This is a genomic window from Streptomyces sp. NPDC059564 (genome assembly GCF_042735575.1).
Lineage (GTDB): Bacteria > Actinomycetota > Actinomycetes > Streptomycetales > Streptomycetaceae > Streptomyces.
In genome coordinates this window covers 14692-30642 of record NZ_JBHWBP010000022.1, presented here as the reverse complement: position 1 = coordinate 30642, position 15951 = coordinate 14692, and the positions used below count along the sequence as shown (strand labels likewise).

Below are 15951 nucleotides of genomic sequence, written 5' to 3'. Positions count from 1 at the left end.
GGTGTGGTGGAAGGCACCCGCGGCCGCGGATCCGTGGGGAGCTAGGAGTTTTCCGTCTCCTCCACCATGAGGCGCAGGACGTCCGTCAGCTTCTGGCGGCGGGCGAACTCCGCGCGCTGGCGGGCCGCGCCCGAGCCGTCGCGCAGCAGGCCGCCCATGGTCTTCGCCGCGTGGTCGAGGTCGCCGGTGGCGGCCAGTTCCGGGGCGACCAGGTCGAGCAGGGCCTCCGCCAGGTCGGCCGCCGGGAGTTCGGCGCCCGTGTACGGGTCCAGGCCGAAGCCCTCCAGCCCGTCGTGGGCCGCCCGCCAGCGCGCGAGACGCAGTACGTCGTCCCGTACGGGCGGATCGGGCCGCTGCTCGGCGATCTCGCGCAGGGCCGTGGCCACCAGGGCGCGGCCCAGCTCGGCCTGGAGGACGGCCGTGTCGATGTCCGGGGACATGTCGGGAGCCCGGATCTCCAGCGTGGGCCAGTTCCCGGACGGCCGGAGGTCCCAGTAGACCATCTTGGTGTCCAGGGCGGCCCCGGAGCCGAGCAGGGTCTGCACCGAGCGCCGGAAGTGGGCCGTGGACGTGAAGTGCGGGGGCGGGCCCGCGGAGGGCCAGCCCGACCAGGCCATCGCCCGCCAGCTGGAGTGGCCGGTGTCGCGGCCGTTCCAGAAGGGGGAATTGGCGGCCAGCGCGATCAGCGTGGGCAGCCATGGTCTGACCCGGTTGGACACGGCCACCGCCGTGTCCACGTCGAGGGTGCCGATGTGGATGTGGCGGCCACAGCTGACCAGGGTCTCGGTCAGGGTGCCGAACCGGCGGTGCTGCTCGCGCTGGCGGGGCTCGTCGTCGGTCAGGTGCAGCGGCCCCTCCACGGCCACGACGGGCGAGGGCGCGGCCAGCAGCCGGCAGCCGTGCTCACGGGCCGCCGCGGCGAGCGTGCGCCGCAGGGCGGCGAGCTCCGCGCGCAGGGCGGCCGCCGAGTCGGCGACCGGGGTGGAAATCTCCACCTGGTACCGGGTTCCCTCGGCGTGCACCTGCTCGGGGAGCCCCGCGACGGTGGCGAGGACGAGCGGCGCGGCCGGGACCACCCGCAGGGTGTCGGCGTCGACGAGCAGGAACTCTTCCTCGACCCCGATCGTGAGGGGGGTGGTGACACCGCTCGTGGTGCGCAGGCTTCTGCCCGTGGGGCTGGTGTGGCCGGTGTCACTGGTGCTCGTGGTGCTGTTGCCAGGTTCGATCACTACGCCTCCCTGGACATACGAGTCTTTCATCATGGGCCGAACGGGAGGCGAGACGGCTACGTCGATTCGGTCAAATCTCCGGTGATAGTGGCGGGTTAGCGGCAAGCCGGACCCCGCTCTGGGGCCCCGGATCCGGATGGGGAGGGCGGTGCGGGTGGGTGCACGGCGACCGTTGTCCCGTGCACGACGACCGTTGCTCAAGGGCCGCGCGACAGGCCGGTGGTTATCATCCGCTGTGACCGGTACCGCCTCGCCTCCCCGCCCCCGCCCCCGAATATTCGCCGACCTGACCCCGCTGCGCACCTCCGCCCACTACCGGCGGCTGTGGATCGGCGGCACCATCTCCTGGATGGGCCAGGCGATGACGGCGCTGGCCATCTCCCTCCAGGTCTACGCGATCACCGGATCCAGTTTCTCGGTCGGACTGGTCGGCCTCTTCTCCCTCGTCCCGCTCGTCGCCTTCGGCCTCTACGGCGGGGCCATCGCCGACACCGTGGACCGGCGCAAGCTCGGCCTCTACAGCGCCGCCGGGCTCACCGCGCTGTCGGTCGGGCTGGCCGCCGCCGCGCTGCTCGACTACCACCGGGTCTGGCTGCTGTACACCGTCGTCGCGCTCCAGGCGGTCTGCGGGGCGCTGAACGGGCCCGCCCGCTCGGCCATGATCCCCAAGCTGCTGCCGGCCGAGCAGCTGCCCGCCGCCAACGCGCTGAACTCCGTCACCATGACCTCCGGGACGATGCTCGGCCCGGTGCTGGGCGGCCTGATCGTCGGCTGGTGGGGGTACCAGGCGGCGTACCTGATCGACGCGGTGACCTTCATCGCCGCCCTGTACGCCATGTGGCGGCTGCCGTCGATGCTGCCGGAGGGGCGCAAGGGCCGCGCTTCGGTGCTGGACGGGCTGCGCTTCCTCGGGACCCGCCCCAACATCCGGATGACCTTCTTCTCCGACATGGCCGCCATGGTGCTGGCCCAGCCGAAGGCGCTGTTCCCGGCGATCGCCGTGCTCTGGTACGGCGGTGACGCCAAGACGGTCGGCCTGCTGGTGGCCGCCCCCGCCGTCGGAGCGCTGCTGGGCGGGCTGTTCTCCGGCTGGCAGGGGCGCATCCGGCGGCACGGGCTGGCGATCCTGCTCTCCGTCGCCGCGTGGGGGCTGGCCATCGCCGTCTTCGGGCTGACCCGGAACCTGTGGCTCGGGCTGCTGTTCCTCGCCCTGGCCGGAGCCGCCGACACCATCTCGATGGTGTTCCGCTCGACGATGATGCAGACCGCGACCCCGGACGGGATGCGGGGCCGGCTCCAGGGCGTGTTCATCGTGGTCGTCGCGGGCGGGCCCCGGCTCGGGGACTTCCTCGCCGGGACCGTCGCCGACCTGACCTCCCCGGCCGTCGCGATCACCGGCGGCGGCCTCGGCTGCGTGCTGGTCCTGGGCCTGCTCGCCGCCCGCTGGCGCGCCTTCGCCCGCTACGACGCCCGCTCGCCGCAGGCGTGATCCCCGGCCCGGCGGCCCTACGCGTCCACCGCGGTCCGGGTGCGCTCCCCGCCCTGGTCGCCCGTGTTGGGGGTGCCGGCCGGCTCGAACAGCAGGATCGAGGCCTCCTCGGCCGCCGCCGGGCAGTGCTCCACCCCGCGCGGGACCACGTAGAGCTCGCCGGGCCCCAGCGTGACGTCCCCGTCGCGCAGGTGGATGGTGAGGCTGCCGCTCACGACGAGGAACATCTCGTCGGTGTCCTCGTGCGCGTGCCAGATGAACTCGCCCTGGAGCTTGGCCACCTTGACCTCGTAGTCGTTGACCCGGGCGATCCGGCGCTGCGCCCACTGCTCGGTGAAAGCGGCCAGTTTCTCCGCGATGTTGACCTTCCGCGCCTGCTGTGCCGTCCGTGAGTTCGTCATGGGGGCAGCCTGCCGTGGTCCGCGCGGGCCGGTCTTGTACGTTCCTGACATGGCCGCTCCCCGTCCGCGCAGCACCGTCTCCGCCTGGCGGCCGCCCGTCGAGGGCATCGCCGAGGTGTTCCACGCGCGCTTCCTCGACCACGCGTACCCGGCCCACGTCCACGACACCTGGGCCCTGATGGTCCTCGACGGCGGGCGGGTGGACTTCGGCCTCGACGGGGAGCGGCACGGCGTCGGGGTGTCGGACCAGGTGGTCCTGCTGCCGCCCGGAGTGGTCCATGACGGGCGGACCGTGACCGAGGCGGGCTTCCGCAAACGGGTGCTGTACCTGGACTCCTCGGTGCTGCCGGAGCGGCTCACGGGCGCCGCCGTCGACGCCCCGCTGCTGGACGATCCCCGGCTGCGCACGCGCGTGCACGCACTGCACCTGGCCTTGGCCCGGGAGCGGGACCCGCTGGAGGCCGCCTCCCGCCTGGCCTTCGTGGGGGAGCGGCTGCGCCGGTGGCTGGCCGGGCGCCGGCCGGCGGCGTACGGGCCCGCGCACGCCCGGGACGCCGTACGGCTGCGGGAGCTGCTGGACGCGCGGGTCGTCGAGGGGATCACCCTGGCGGAGGCCTCGGCCGCGCTGGGCGGGGTCCACCCCACCCAGCTGATCCGCGGCTTCCGGCAGGCCTACGGGCTGCCCCCGCACGCGTACCTGACCGGACGTCGGGTGGCGCGGGCGCGGGAGCTGCTGCTCGCGGGAACTCCGGCGGCACTGGCCGCGACGGCGGCCGGGTTCTACGACCAGGCCCATCTGACGCGGCATTTCGGGCGCCACGTGGGGACCAGTCCGGCCCGCTTCGCCCGTTCCGGCCGGATGTGACGGGGAGTTGGCGGGTCCGTTGCCGGGCCGTTGCCGCGTCTTCCGTTTTCTTTCGAATCGACATATGACAGTTCGGCAGTCTTCCGCCCTCGCCGACGCGGGCGGTCCAGCCGTACCAGCCGATCCAGGAGGAAGGCCTCCATGCGCCTTCGTACGCTCGTCACCACCGCGGTCGCCACCGCCGCGCTCTGCGGAGCATCCGTCCCGCAGGCCGTCGCCGCCGCCGCGCCCGAGGACCGGGCCGCCTGTTCCCCCTTCATGTCCGTCGCGGGCTTCTCCGACTCGCTCGACAAGAAGCTCCTCGACGGGAAGCCGGTCGGCGGCATCTCCGGCCTCTCCCTCGACCGGGACGGCACGGTCGCCGCGATCTCCGACCGGTCCGCCCTGTACGCGCTGAAGGTGGCACGCGGCAACACCCCGACGGCCACCGCCACCGCACGGCTGCCGCTCACCGACGGCGCCGGGACGGCCCTCGACTCGGAGGGCCTGGTCGTCGACCGGGACGGGACCTACCTGGTCACCGACGAGACGACCCCCACCATCCGCCGCTACAGCCGCACCGGCCGGGTCCTGGCGACCCTGCCCGTCCCGCCCGCCTTCCGCATCGCCCCACAGGGCCGGGCCACGGTGAACCAGACCTTCGAGTCCCTCACCCTGCTGCCGGGCGGGCACACCCTGGTCGCGGGCCTCGAAGGCGCGCTCGCCGGGGACGGGAAGGACGCGCAGGGGCACACCCTCCAGCGGATCCAGACCTGGGAGCGGCGCGGGAACGGGGAGTTCGCGCTGGGCCGCCAGTACGCCTACCCGGTCGACGCGGGCCACGGGCTGGTCGAGCTCGCCCCGACCCGCGACGGACGGCTGATCGTGCTGGAGCGGGGCTTCACGCAGCAGTTCGCGATCACGGTCCGGCTGTACGCGGCCGATCCCCTGGGGGCGAGCGACACCTCGAAGGTGGAGACGCTGACCGCGGGCCCGCGGCTGCGGCTCGCCCGCAAGACGCCGATCGGCGACTTCAACGACTGCCCGACGCTCGGCGCCCCCTCGAAGCTGCCGCAGAACCACCCCCTCGTGGACAACGTCGAGGGCATGGTCGTCACCGGTTACGACGGGCTGGGCCGGGTGCGGCTGCTGCTGGCCAGCGACGACAACGAGCTCGCGCAGCAGATCACGCGGCTCTACGCGGTGGACGTGAAGCTGCCGCGCCGCTTCTAGCCCGCCGAGCCCGCCCGGTCCGCCGCCGGGGGCACCACGCCCCGCGCCACCCCCAGGTCCACCAGGTCCTGGGGGCGGATGCGCAGCTGGTCGGCGGTGGCGGGGGCCTCCTCGGCCGGGCGCTTGAGGATGGCCGCCGCCAGTTCCGGGGCGATGACGGAGAAGTAGCTGTCCGGGGTGACCCAGGTGTTCCCGGGCGCGGCCAGGGCGAGCGCCCCGCCCGAACCGCCCTCGCCGATGAGGAGGGTGGTCACCGGGACCCCGGCCGCGGCGAGCGCCGCGAAGGCGTCGGCGATGGCCGGGCCGGCGCCCGCGTGTTCGGCGGCGGCGTCGTTGGCCGCGCCGGGGGTGTCGACCAGGGTGAGCACCGGGATGCCGAGCCGGTCCGCGAGGCGGATCACGCGGGCCGCCGTACGGTAGCCCGCCGGGCGGGTGGCGGTGCCGCGCTGGGCCGCGTACGCGACCGCCCGGCCCTCGCGGAGCCCGATCCCGCACAGCATTCCGGGGTCGGTGCCGCCGGCCCGGTCCCCGCGCAGCGGCAGCCGCAGCTCGAAGTACGCCTCCAGGTACGCCTCGGCCCGCGGGCGCTCGGGGTGCCGGGCCTGTTGGACGGCGTCCCAGCCGGTCTTCGGGGGTGCCACGCCGGCCAGCGCGGCCGGGGGCTCGACGGGTGTGGCGGCGCGGGGCGCGGCCAGCACGCGCAGCCAGTCCCCGAGGACGGCCGGGAGCTCCTCGGGGGGCACGACGGCGTCCACGTGCCCGGCCGCGTACTGCCCCTCGGCGGTGTAGGCCGCCGGGTCCGCGTCCGCGGGGCGCACCCGGGATCCGGCGAAGCCGACCTGCGCGCCGGGCAGCGCCAGCACCACGTCGGCGCCCGCGCCGAGGGTGGCCCAGCCGCCGCCGGTGGTGGGGTCGCGCAGCACGGCGATCTGCGGGAGGCCGGCGGCGCGGGTCAGCACGCACTGGCGGGCCACGCGCTGCAGCTGCGTCAGCGCGAGCATCCCCTCCTGCATGCGGGAGCCGCCGGTCGCGATCAGGGACACCAGGGGCAGGCGGTGTGCGCGGGCGTGCCCGTACGCGGCTTCGAGGCGGTCGCCGGTGCGTTCGCCGAGGGACCCGCCGAGGAAGCCGAACTCGAAGGAGATCACGGTGGCTTCGCGGCCCCCGACGCGGGCGGTGCCGGTGACGACGGACTCCCGCTCGCCGGTGCGGGCCGTGGCGCGGGCGCGGGAGGCGTCGTAGCCGGTCCAGCCGAGGGGGCCGTCGTCGGGGGACTCCCCCGGGGGCGCGGGGAGTTCGGCGAAGCTGCCGGGGTCGGTGAGGGCGGCGATGGCGGCGCGGGCCGAGAGGCGGGTCGTCACGCCGGTCACCCTAGGCGGTGGGGGCCCGCCCGGCGAGGCCGGATCAGAGTGCGGCTTCCCACGTGATCGTCGTGCCGGCGGGGGAGGTGGTGGTGTGGCCGTCGTCGGTGACCGTCAGGCGGACGCGCTTCGGGGTGGCCTCGACGCGGACCTCGATCGCGGTGACTCCGTCGCGGCGGTGGGCCGCGGCCAGGGCGCCGCGCAGGGCGGAGAGGAGGTCGCCCGACACCGCCTCCGGGAGCAGTGCGTCCACCGCGCCCGCGAAGTGCACCGACGGCTGGAAGCCGAGCAGCACCGCCGCGCCGCCCGTCTCGCGCAGGACCCGTCCCCGGAACGTCGTCGGGGCGTCGGTCGGCGGCTGCTGGAGGGCGAAGATGGCCGTGCGGACCTCCTGGATGGTGGAGTCCAGTTCGTCGACGGCGCGGCTCAGTTCGTCGCCCACGGTGTCCCCCGTCGGCGCGTTCGCGGCCCGGCGGCGGGTGCTCTCCAGCATCATCTCCGTCGCGAACAGCCGCTGCACCACCAGGTCGTGCAGGTCCCGCGCGATCCGGTCGCGGTCCTCGTACACCGCGAGCTGTTCGCGGTCGTGCTGGGCGTCGGCCAGCACGAGCGCCAGCGCGGCCTGGGAGGCGAACTGCGAGGCCAGCAGCCGGTCCACCGCGTCGTACGGGGGCCCGCCCCGGGCGCGCGGCAGGGCCAGGGTGCCGATCAGCTGGCCGCCGCTCTGCAGCGGCAGCATCATGCTCGGGCCGAACCGCTCCCGGACGTGGGTGGTCATCCGGGGGTCGGTGGCGGAGTCGTCTATGAAGACCGGCTCACCGCCGAGGAGTTGTTCCAGCACGGGCGAGCCGGGCGCGATGGCGGTGCCGACCAGGTCGCCGGGGTCCCCGTGCGTCGAGGCGGCCACGATCTCCATGCCGCCCTCCGGGGTCGGCTGGAGCACCACCCCGGCCGCCGCGTCCGCGAGCAGCCGGGCCCGTTCGGCCACGCACATCAGGGCGTCCGCCGCCGGGCTGCCCGCCAGCAGGGTGGTGGTCACGGCGGCGGCGCCCTCGATCCAGCGCTCCCGGCGGCGCGCGGTCTCGTACAGCCGGGCGTTGCCGATCGCTATGCCCGCCTGCGAGGCCAGCACGCGGACCAGCGCGACGTCCTCCTCCGTGAAGGTGCCGCCGCCGGCCTTCTCGGTGAGGTAGAGGTTCCCGAACACCTCGGTGTGCACCCGGATGGGCACGCCGAGGAAGCCGCGCATGAGCGGGTGGCCGGGCGGGAAGCCCGCCGAGCGGGGGTCTGTCGTCAGGTCCTCCAGCACGAGGGGCCGCGGGTCGCTGATGAGCGCGCCGAGCACGCCCGCGCGGCCGTCGGGCAGGTGGGGGATCGCGGCCCGTTCGGCCTCGCTCATGCCGGTGGTGAACAGCCGGGTCAGCCGGACGCGCTCGGGGTCGACGACCCCGAGCGCTCCGTACCGTGCCCCGCACAGCTCCGCGGCGGACTCCACGATGTGCTGGAGGGTGGCGTGCAGCTCCAGTTCGGAGCCGACGCTGAGGACCGCCTCCAGCAGCACCGGGAGACCGGACGGCTCGCCGGCCCCGGCCCCGGCTTCGAGTACGGGTTCCGGTTTCCGCGGGTCCCGCGTCATTCGGCCAGCGGATTGAGGACCATCGGGGCGATCTTCCCTTCGAGCATCGCGCCGAGACCCAGTACGGCGCACACGTCGGGCCGTTCCGCGATGGCGACGGGCATTCCGGTCGCGTCCCGCAGCATCTGGTCCAGCCCCGGCAGCAGGGCGCTGCCACCCACCATCATGATCCCCCGGTCCGTCAGGTCCGCGACCAGGTCCGGCGGGCAGTCCCGCAGGATCTTGCCGATGCCGTCGATCACGGCCGTCAGCGGGGTGTGGATCGCGTCCCGTACGGCGGCGGTGTCCACGTGGACGGAGCGGGCCAGGCCGGTGGCCACGTCACGGCCGTGGATCAGCGTGGAGGCCGGTCCCTCGGCGGTGATGCCGTTGCCGTGCAGGGCCACCTGGAGCGGCCGGACGGCCTGGCTGGGCAGCATCAGCTCGTGCGCGTGGCGCAGGTGCTGGACCACGGCGTGGTCGATGGCCTCACCGCCGATCGGAATGCGCTCGGCGGTGACGATCGAACCGAGGGAGAGGACCGCCACCTGGGTGGCCGCCGCCCCGCACACCATGATCATCGTCGCGGTCGGCTGCTCCACGGGCAGGCCGCAGCCGACGGCCGCCGCGATCAGGGTGTCGACCAGTTCGACGCGGCGGGCGCCGAGTCCGACGAGGGTCTCGACGGTCGCCCGCTGCGCGAGCGGATCGGCGTCGTGCGGGGTGCAGGCGGCGGCCCGCAGCCGGGGCTTGCGGCGCAGGGCGCGCCGCAGCTTCTCGCCGAGGAGGTGACGCAGCATCCGCTGGGCCATCTCGATGTCGACGACGGTGCCGCCGGAGACGGGCCGTACGACGCGGATGTAGTCGGGCGTGCGGCCGGTCATCCGTTCGGCGAAGCTGCCGACGGCGATGAGCGCGCCGGTGCGCGTGTTCACCGCGGCGACGCTGGGCTCGTCGACGACCAGTCCGGCGCCCTTGACGTAGACGCGGGTCCTGGCGGCTCCCAGGTCGACGGCGACGTGGCAGCGGCGCAACTGCTCAAGACTGACGGTCACGGCAGATCCTCCCGAGTGCGCTGACGCAAGAAGACCGGCGGTTGCCGGTCGCACTTCACATCTTCTCGGGTAAATGGGTCAATCCGCCCGTTGAAATGCTCCGGGTGGGGTGGGGCGTACGGGGCTGGGGGTGCTGCACGGGGGTGGATTTCTGTACCGACAGGCACGACGATGCGCGCACCATCCGCGCTACTCGTGCGTAACAAGGTAAAGGGGACCCGATGCTGACGCCCCGCCAGAAACTCCTGGCCCTCCTGACCCTCTGCCTCACCCTCCTCGTCCCCCTCCCGGCCCACGCCGCCGCCGCGTCCGACGCCCCGTCGCCCGTGCGGAGCACCCCGCGCGTTCCGGTGGTCTTCGTCCACGGCTACAACGCCGACCCGGGCGTCTGGGGCGCCCTGCGCGAGGACCTCAGAGCCGACGGGTACACGGACGCGGAGCTCTACTCCTGGGGCTACGACACCCACCAGTCCGTCAACGAGGTGCTCTCCGGACGGCTCGCCGCCTACGTCGACCAGGTCCGCCGGCAGACCGGCGCCGCCCGCGTCGACCTCGTGGGCCACTCGTTCGGCTCGCTCGTCAGCCGCTGGTACGTCAAGTACGGCGGCGGCACGGGGACGGTGGACCACTGGGTCTCCCTGGCCGGCCCCAACCACGGCACCTCCACCGCCTGGGCCTGCGCCCTGTGGGACCAGGCGTGCCGGGACATGACCCCGGGGTCGTACGTGGTGAAGAGCCTCGCCTCCGGGGACGAGACCCCGGGCGCGGTGAAGTACGCGACGTTCTGGTCGGCGTGCGACGAGGTGGTCAACCCGGACGACAGCGTCCCGCTCGCCGGAGCCCTCAACACCCCGGTCGGCTGCCTGAAGCACAACGACCTGCTCGGCGACGACGCCACCTCGGCGGGCGTCCGCGCCTTCCTCGCCTCCTAGGCCCCGGCCGCGTCGACGGCCTGCACCCGCTGGAGCAGGCCGTACGTGAACTCCGCCACCAGGGGCCGCCCCGACGCGGTGAACGCCAGCCGCCAGCGCGTCGGCGCGGTGCCCTCCATCGGCCGCACCGGCGCGTAGGCGCGCGCCACCTCGTCCACCGTCGCCGACCAGGGCCGCAGGTCCCCGGCCGTCTCCAGTACGGGGCCCCGCGCGCCCGGGGCGCGGACCAGCCACTCGTTCCACACCGCCCCGTCCGGCGCCGCCAGCACCTCGAAGCGCAGCTCCGGCCAGAGCGGCAGCGCCCACAGCAAGGCCTCGCACTCCAGGTCGCCGATCGTGCGCCGGGACGCCGACTGCGGCGGGCCGAGCACCGACCGGTAGCGGGCCAGGGCTCCTCGGGAGCGGGGCGACCGGACCATCGCCTGCCAGCGCCGGTTGGCCTCCCGCTGCTCGGCGAGCGTGGCGCCGAGGCGCAGCCGGGCCTCCTCGGCGAGGTCCGGCTGGAAGTCCGCCATCCGCCGCAGCAGGACCAGCTGGAAGGCGGCGGGGCCGAAGAAAGCGGGTGCGGCGGTCATGGAGGCAACGATTCCACACAGGATCCTTACGTTCCCGGAATACTTATGTTGCCGAGAACCGCATAGCCTGCGGGCGCCATGAACTACTGCCCCGCTTGCCGGAGGCACCTCAACGGCGCGCTCGCGTGCGCCGGGTGCGGAACCCCGGCCGAGTACCTGATGCCCGCCGCGACGCCCGGCCCCGCCGTGCCGCCGCCACCGCAGCCCGCGCTGGCGGAGGTGTTCGCCGACTCGCTGGTGGTGCTGTCCGGGCCCCACGAGGGCCGCGCCGGTACCCGGCGCCGGGCCGTGACGCAGCGCAGGCGCCGCCGGACCGTGCTGTCGGTCGGCCTCGGGCTGCTGCTCGCCACGGGGTGCTCGATGGCGGTGGCCCGGATCGTGACGGACGACGAGGGCGTCGACCGGGCCGCCGAGGTGGTCCTGACGGACGACGCCGGCCCGAAGGAGCCGGATCCGCTGCCCAGCCTGGAGGGCGCGCCCGCCCTGCCCTCGGCCCTGCCGACGGCGAAGGCCGCCGCGGGAGTGGTGAAGACGGCCGGGTCCGGGGGGACGCCGAGCGGGTCCGCGCAGCCGGGGCAGGGGGCGAGCGCCTCCGCCTCCGGGGCGGCCGGGCCGACGCAGAGTGCTCCCGGCGGCGGGTCGTCCGTACGGCCTACGAAGCCGGGGCAGCCCGCGCCCGGTCCCACCGGTACGGCGAAGCCGCCCGGGCAGACCCCGCAGCCGTCGCCGACGAAGACCAAGCCGGGACAGCCGAAGCCCACGCCGACGCCGACCCCGACCGACGACTGCTGGATCTTCTGCGGCTGGTTCTGACGCGCCCGTGATCGGCGCGCCCGTGACCTGCGGCGTCAGGCCAGCATGCGCCTGAGCAGGTCGCGCAGGGCCGTGCGCTCCTCGGTGGAGAGCCCGGCCAGCGGTTCGCGCGCGAAGTCCAGCGACTCGCGCAGCCGCTCGGCGGTCTGCAGCCCCTCCTCGGTGGGCGCGGCCAATTTCACCCGGCGGTCGGCCGGGTCCGGGCGGCGTTCGACCAGGCCGCGGGTCTCCAGCCGGTCGACGATGCCGGTCACGTTCGACGGCTCGCAGCGCAGCTTCTGCGCGATCCGGCGCATGGGGAGCGGCTCCAGCGACAGCAGGGTCAGCACCCTGGCCTGGGCGCCGGTGAGCTGGTGGCTGGCGGCCGCGTCCTCGTACTCCATGTGGTAGCGGGCCACGACGTCGCCGATGAGTTCGACGACCTCGACGGTCACTGGGTCTGCGCGACGACTGGGCATGCATCCAGCGTACCCATTTACTTGACAACATGAAATATCCAGGCGCATGGTTGTTTCACCTAGTGAAGTATTTGCCGTCCAGCACGGCATCCTCGCCCCAGGAGTTCCGCATGTCTCAGATCCCCGCCGTCAGCCGCGAGTGGCACCTCGTCCGCCGTCCGCAGGGCTGGCCGGTCGCCGAGGACTTCGCCCTGCGCGAGGTGCCGGTCTCCGCCGAGCCCGCCCCCGGCCGGATCCTCGTGCGCAACCTCCACATGTCCGTGGACCCGTACATGCGCGGCCGCATGAACGACACGAAGTCCTACATCCCGCCCTTCCAGCTCGACGAGCCGATGCAGGGCGGTGCGGTCGGCGAGGTCGTCGCCTCCGCCGCCGAGGGCTTCGAGGTCGGCGACCACGTCCTGCACCACCTGGGCTGGCGCGAGTACGCGGACTTCGACGCGCAGTACGCCACCAAGGTCGACGCCTCCCTCGCCCCGCTCTCCGCCTACCTCGGCGTGCTCGGCATGCCGGGCCTGACCGCCTACGCCGGCCTCTTCGAGGTCGCCTCCTTCAAGGAGGGCGACTCCGTCTTCGTCTCGGGCGCCGCGGGTGCGGTCGGCGGCCTCGTCGGGCAGTTCGCGAAGATCAAGGGCGCCTCCCGGGTGATCGGCTCCGCCGGCTCGGACGAGAAGGTGACGCTCCTCACGGAGAAGTACGGCTTCGACGCCGCCTTCAACTACAAGAACGGCCCCGTCGCCGAGCAGCTGCGCGCGGCCGCTCCCGAGGGCATCGACGTCTACTTCGACAACGTCGGCGGCGACCACCTGGAGGCGGCCATCTCCTCCCTGAACGTGCACGGCCGCGCCACCCTGTGCGGTGCCATCGCCGGCTACAACGACACCGAGCCCACCCCCGGCCCGCGCAACCTGATGATGGTCATCGGCAAGCGCCTGCGCCTCCAGGGCATCCTGGTCGGCGACCACGCCGGGCTCCAGCAGCAGTTCGTCGAGGACGTCGCCGGATGGCTGTCCTCCGGTGAGCTGCGCTACGACGAGACGGTCGTCGAGGGCGTCGAGAACGCCACCGGGGCCTTCCTCGGAATGCTGCGCGGCGAGAACACCGGAAAGATGATCGTTTCCTTCACCGGTTAGGCTCACTCCACACCGTCGCGATCGTGGGCGCGCATCGCGGCGATTCATCTGGAGGATCTTCTTCATGTCCATCACGCAGTCCGACGTCGCGTACACCGCTGTCGCCACCGCCGAGAACGGCCGTGACGGCCGCGTCGCCACCAACGACGGGCAGCTCGACGTCGTCGTGAACCCGCCGAAGGAGCTCGGCGGCAGCGGTGCGGGCACCAACCCGGAGCAGCTGTTCGCCGCCGGCTACAGCGCCTGCTTCCAGGGCGCCCTCAGCGTCGCGGCCCGCAACGAGAACGTCGACGTCACCGGCTCCACGGTGACCGCCGAGGTCGGCATCGGCAAGAACGACGAGGGCTTCGGCATCATCGTCAAGATCACGGCCTCGATCCCGACGGTGGACGCCGCCACCGCCAAGGACCTGGTCGAGAAGGCCGACCAGATCTGCCCCTACTCCAAGGCGACCCGCGGCAACATCACGGTCGAGCTGAACGTCGCCTGACCGCACCCCGCGCTCGCACGCGTCACAGTGAAGGCCGCACCCCCCGGGGGTGCGGCCTTCGCCGTTTAAACTGGCCCCATGCGTGATCTTGCGGGGGGATTCCGGTACTTGCTGGCCGGACAGAGATGGGTGTTCCGAAACGGCCGCTGGCTGGGCTTCGGCCTGCTGCCGGGGCTGGTGTCGCTGCTGCTCTACGCCGCGGCCCTGACCGGCCTCTTCTACGGCGCCGACGACTTCACCGCATGGGCCACGCCCTTCGCCTCGGACTGGTCCTCGCCCTGGCTCGGCCTCTTCCGCGGGTTCCTGACCGCGCTGGTCGTCTCCCTCGGGCTCTTCCTGACGGTGATCACCTTCACCGCCGTGACCCTGCTCGTCGGCCAGCCCTTCTACGAGTCCCTCTCGGAGCAGGTCGACCGGAGCGAGGGCGGCGAGGTCCCCGAGTCGGGGCGCTCGCTGTGGGAGGACCTGTGGATCTCCGCCCGGGACAGCCTGCGGCTGCTGGTGCGGGTGCTGCTGTACGGGATCCTGCTGTTCGCCCTCGGGTTCATCCCGGTGGTCGGGCAGACCGTGATCCCGGCGATCGGGTTCTGCGTCTCCGGCTTCTTCCTCACCCAGGAGCTCACCTCCGTCGCCCTCCAGCGGCGCCGGGTCGACCTCGACGAGCAGCTGGTCCTGCTGCGCGGACGGCGCGCGCTGGCGCTCGGCTTCGGGGTGCCGCTGGTGCTGGTGTTCCTGGTCCCGCTGGTCGCGGTGTTCCTGATGCCGGGCGCGGTGGCGGGGGCGACCCTGATGGCGCGCGACCTGGTGGGGGCCGACGCACAGGACACCGAGGACGGCGAAGAGCAGTCCGAGGAGTCCGTCCCGGCCGGCGGCTTCGGCCCGCCGCCGCCCTCGTTCTCGTAGCGCCCCCTACGCGGCGCCGACCACCGCCGTGACCACGCCCGGGGTGCGGTCGTCGGCCTCGGCCAGCAGCTCCCCGCCGGGACCCCACACGGCCGCGCCGCCACAGCCCGTCCACGGGCCCGCCGGGCCGGTGTGGTTGGCCAGCACCACGTAGAGGCCGTGCTCCTCGGCGATCCCGGGGTACACGGTCGCCCGCTCGGCGATGCCGTCGCCCGTGCCGTACAGGGAGCTCGCCAGGTGCACCCGGCAGCCGTCGGCCGCGGCCCGGCCGGTCAGCTCCGGGAAGTGGTTGTCGAAGCAGACGCCGAGCGAGAAGCGGATCCCGCCGAGCTCGAAGCGCCCGTCCGCCGTGCCCGGGGCGAAGACGCCCCGCTCGTGCCCGTAGAGGTGCTGCTTCGCGTACGTCGTCACGTGCGCGCCGTCCGCGTCGTACACCAGGGTCGCGAGCGCGGGCAGCGGCCCGTCGCCGCGCAGGGCGGCGTTGACCGCGACGGCGGTCCCGGCGGAGCGGACCGCGTCCAGGCGGGCATCGTCGGCGCCGGCCAGCCACAGGCCGGAGTCCCCGGCCAGGGCCTGGAGTTCGTACCCGGTGAGCGTCAGCTCCGGGAACACCACCAGCTCCGCGCCCTCGGCGCGGGCCCGTACGGCCAGGGCGGCGGCGCGGGCGGCGTTGGCGGGCACGTCGGCGGGGGCACAGGTGAGCTGTGCGGCGGCGATCCTCATGCGCTCCAGGGTGTCAGCAGGCCCCGGTCCGCCGGGCGGGGCCCCGGAGCAGGGTGAGGAAGGAGCGGAAGGCGGCGGGCATGTCGACGGATTCGGGGGCGAGCAGCCACTGGTACTGGAGGCCGTCCATCACCGCCGTCAGCAGCGGGGCCGCCTCCTCCGGAGTGAGCCCGGAGGGCAGGCGCTCGCCGAACTCGGCGCGGAGCACGGCGGCCATCTCCCCTCGCACCTGCGCGTAGCGCTCGGTGAAGAACTCCCGCGCCGGGTGGCCGTCGGTGACGCTCTCGCCCAGCAGCGCCGAGAAGGTCTGCACGATGCCGGGGCGCATGGCGTTGTACTCCACCAGCGAGGCCAGCAGGTCGAGCCGCCACGTCTGCGCCGAGGCCCGCGAGCCCCCGCCCGTGTCCCACCGGTCGCGTTCCTCCAGGACGGCCACCAGCAGGACCTCTTTGGTGGGGAAGTAGTGCAGCAGCCCCTGCTGGGTGAGGCCCACGCGTTCGGCGACGGAGCCCAGCGACGCCCCCCGGTAGCCGCGCTCCGCGATCACCTCGACCGCCGCGCGGACGATCTCGCCGCGACGCTCCTCGCTCTTCGCCCTGGCCATCGCCCGCCACCCCTTCCGTTCGTACCCGCCAGGAGGACCGTACGACATATGGATATCACGAAAAGATTACAACCCCTACCGCTCTACAAGTAT

General features: G+C 73.8%; 17 protein-coding genes. 8 read left to right on the top strand and 9 right to left on the bottom strand.

Annotation, left to right across the window (positions count from 1 at the left end; genetic code table 11):
- Positions 1–41 precede the first annotated feature (41 nt).
- Positions 42–1229: a glutamate--cysteine ligase gene (locus tag ACFV0Q_RS07180; RefSeq protein ID WP_385001713.1), complete on the bottom strand. Its 1188-nt coding sequence runs from the start codon at positions 1227–1229 to the stop codon at positions 42–44.
- Between the two features lie 235 nt (positions 1230–1464).
- Here ACFV0Q_RS07180 and ACFV0Q_RS07175 point away from each other — a divergent pair, with 235 nt between their 5' ends.
- Positions 1465–2718: an MFS transporter gene (locus tag ACFV0Q_RS07175; protein ID WP_385001710.1), complete on the top strand. Its 1254-nt coding sequence runs from the start codon at positions 1465–1467 to the stop codon at positions 2716–2718.
- Between the two features lie 17 nt (positions 2719–2735).
- On the opposite strand, the gene ACFV0Q_RS07170 is transcribed toward ACFV0Q_RS07175, so the two are convergent.
- Entirely contained in the window at positions 2736–3119 is a 384-nt protein-coding gene (locus ACFV0Q_RS07170; protein WP_385001707.1) for a cupin domain-containing protein, read from the bottom strand.
- 49 nt (positions 3120–3168) lie between these two features.
- On the opposite strand from ACFV0Q_RS07170, the gene ACFV0Q_RS07165 reads away from it, so the two are divergent.
- Together ACFV0Q_RS07165 and ACFV0Q_RS07160 are read left to right on the top strand one after the other, a co-directional pair.
- Positions 3169–3984, top strand: a complete 816-nt coding sequence (locus ACFV0Q_RS07165; RefSeq protein WP_385001704.1) for an AraC family transcriptional regulator — start codon at positions 3169–3171, stop codon at positions 3982–3984.
- Positions 3985–4125: 141 nt separating this feature from the next.
- Positions 4126–5196 carry an esterase-like activity of phytase family protein gene (locus ACFV0Q_RS07160; protein WP_385001701.1) on the top strand — a complete coding sequence of 357 codons (1071 nt, stop codon included), beginning with the start codon at positions 4126–4128 and terminating at the stop codon, positions 5194–5196.
- Here ACFV0Q_RS07160 and ACFV0Q_RS07155 read toward each other — a convergent pair.
- From ACFV0Q_RS07155 to ACFV0Q_RS07145, 3 genes are read right to left on the bottom strand one after another with little or no spacing between them, the layout of a single operon-like run.
- A complete protein-coding gene (locus tag ACFV0Q_RS07155; RefSeq protein ID WP_385001698.1) occupies positions 5193–6557 on the bottom strand; it encodes a carboxyl transferase domain-containing protein in 1365 nt (454 codons plus the stop codon). The genes ACFV0Q_RS07160 and ACFV0Q_RS07155 overlap by 4 nt on opposite strands.
- A 43-nt stretch (positions 6558–6600) precedes the next feature.
- Positions 6601–8193: a GAF domain-containing protein gene (locus ACFV0Q_RS07150; RefSeq protein ID WP_385001695.1), complete on the bottom strand. Its 1593-nt coding sequence runs from the start codon at positions 8191–8193 to the stop codon at positions 6601–6603.
- The gene (locus ACFV0Q_RS07145) at positions 8190–9227 is read right to left on the bottom strand and encodes a rod shape-determining protein (protein WP_385001693.1); all 1038 of its coding nucleotides are present in this window, start codon (positions 9225–9227) and stop codon (positions 8190–8192) included. The genes ACFV0Q_RS07150 and ACFV0Q_RS07145 overlap by 4 nt, the downstream gene beginning before the upstream one ends.
- 221 nt (positions 9228–9448) lie before the next feature.
- Between ACFV0Q_RS07145 and ACFV0Q_RS07140 the strand changes: the two genes are divergently transcribed.
- Entirely contained in the window at positions 9449–10159 is a 711-nt protein-coding gene (locus ACFV0Q_RS07140; protein WP_385001690.1) for an esterase/lipase family protein, read from the top strand.
- Here the strand turns inward: ACFV0Q_RS07140 and ACFV0Q_RS07135 are convergent.
- The gene (locus ACFV0Q_RS07135) at positions 10156–10734 is read right to left on the bottom strand and encodes a hypothetical protein (RefSeq protein ID WP_385001687.1); all 579 of its coding nucleotides are present in this window, start codon (positions 10732–10734) and stop codon (positions 10156–10158) included. The two genes, ACFV0Q_RS07140 and ACFV0Q_RS07135, sit on opposite strands and share 4 nt — an antisense overlap.
- A gap of 78 nt (positions 10735–10812) precedes the next feature.
- Here ACFV0Q_RS07135 and ACFV0Q_RS07130 point away from each other — a divergent pair, with 78 nt between their 5' ends.
- Positions 10813–11547 carry a hypothetical protein gene (locus ACFV0Q_RS07130; RefSeq protein ID WP_385001684.1) on the top strand — a complete coding sequence of 245 codons (735 nt, stop codon included), beginning with the start codon at positions 10813–10815 and terminating at the stop codon, positions 11545–11547.
- A gap of 35 nt (positions 11548–11582) precedes the next feature.
- Here the strand turns inward: ACFV0Q_RS07130 and ACFV0Q_RS07125 are convergent, their stop codons facing one another.
- The gene (locus ACFV0Q_RS07125) at positions 11583–12005 is read right to left on the bottom strand and encodes a MarR family winged helix-turn-helix transcriptional regulator (RefSeq protein ID WP_385001681.1); all 423 of its coding nucleotides are present in this window, start codon (positions 12003–12005) and stop codon (positions 11583–11585) included.
- Between the two features lie 110 nt (positions 12006–12115).
- Here ACFV0Q_RS07125 and ACFV0Q_RS07120 point away from each other — a divergent pair, with 110 nt between their 5' ends.
- The 3 genes from ACFV0Q_RS07120 (at position 12116) to ACFV0Q_RS07110 (ending at position 14531) form a co-directional block, all read left to right on the top strand.
- Entirely contained in the window at positions 12116–13138 is a 1023-nt protein-coding gene (locus ACFV0Q_RS07120) for an NADP-dependent oxidoreductase (protein WP_385001678.1), read from the top strand.
- A 64-nt stretch (positions 13139–13202) separates the two neighbouring features.
- Entirely contained in the window at positions 13203–13628 is a 426-nt protein-coding gene (locus ACFV0Q_RS07115) for an organic hydroperoxide resistance protein (protein WP_385001675.1), read from the top strand.
- Positions 13629–13706: 78 nt separating this feature from the next.
- Positions 13707–14531: an EI24 domain-containing protein gene (locus ACFV0Q_RS07110; protein WP_385001672.1), complete on the top strand. Its 825-nt coding sequence runs from the start codon at positions 13707–13709 to the stop codon at positions 14529–14531.
- A 6-nt stretch (positions 14532–14537) separates the two neighbouring features.
- On the opposite strand, the gene ACFV0Q_RS07105 is transcribed toward ACFV0Q_RS07110, so the two are convergent.
- Both ACFV0Q_RS07105 and ACFV0Q_RS07100 read right to left on the bottom strand, forming a co-directional pair.
- The gene (locus tag ACFV0Q_RS07105) at positions 14538–15254 is read right to left on the bottom strand and encodes a carbon-nitrogen hydrolase family protein (protein ID WP_385001669.1); all 717 of its coding nucleotides are present in this window, start codon (positions 15252–15254) and stop codon (positions 14538–14540) included.
- Between the two features lie 13 nt (positions 15255–15267).
- The gene (locus ACFV0Q_RS07100; protein ID WP_385001666.1) at positions 15268–15858 is read right to left on the bottom strand and encodes a TetR/AcrR family transcriptional regulator; all 591 of its coding nucleotides are present in this window, start codon (positions 15856–15858) and stop codon (positions 15268–15270) included.
- Positions 15859–15951: the final 93 nt, after the last annotated feature.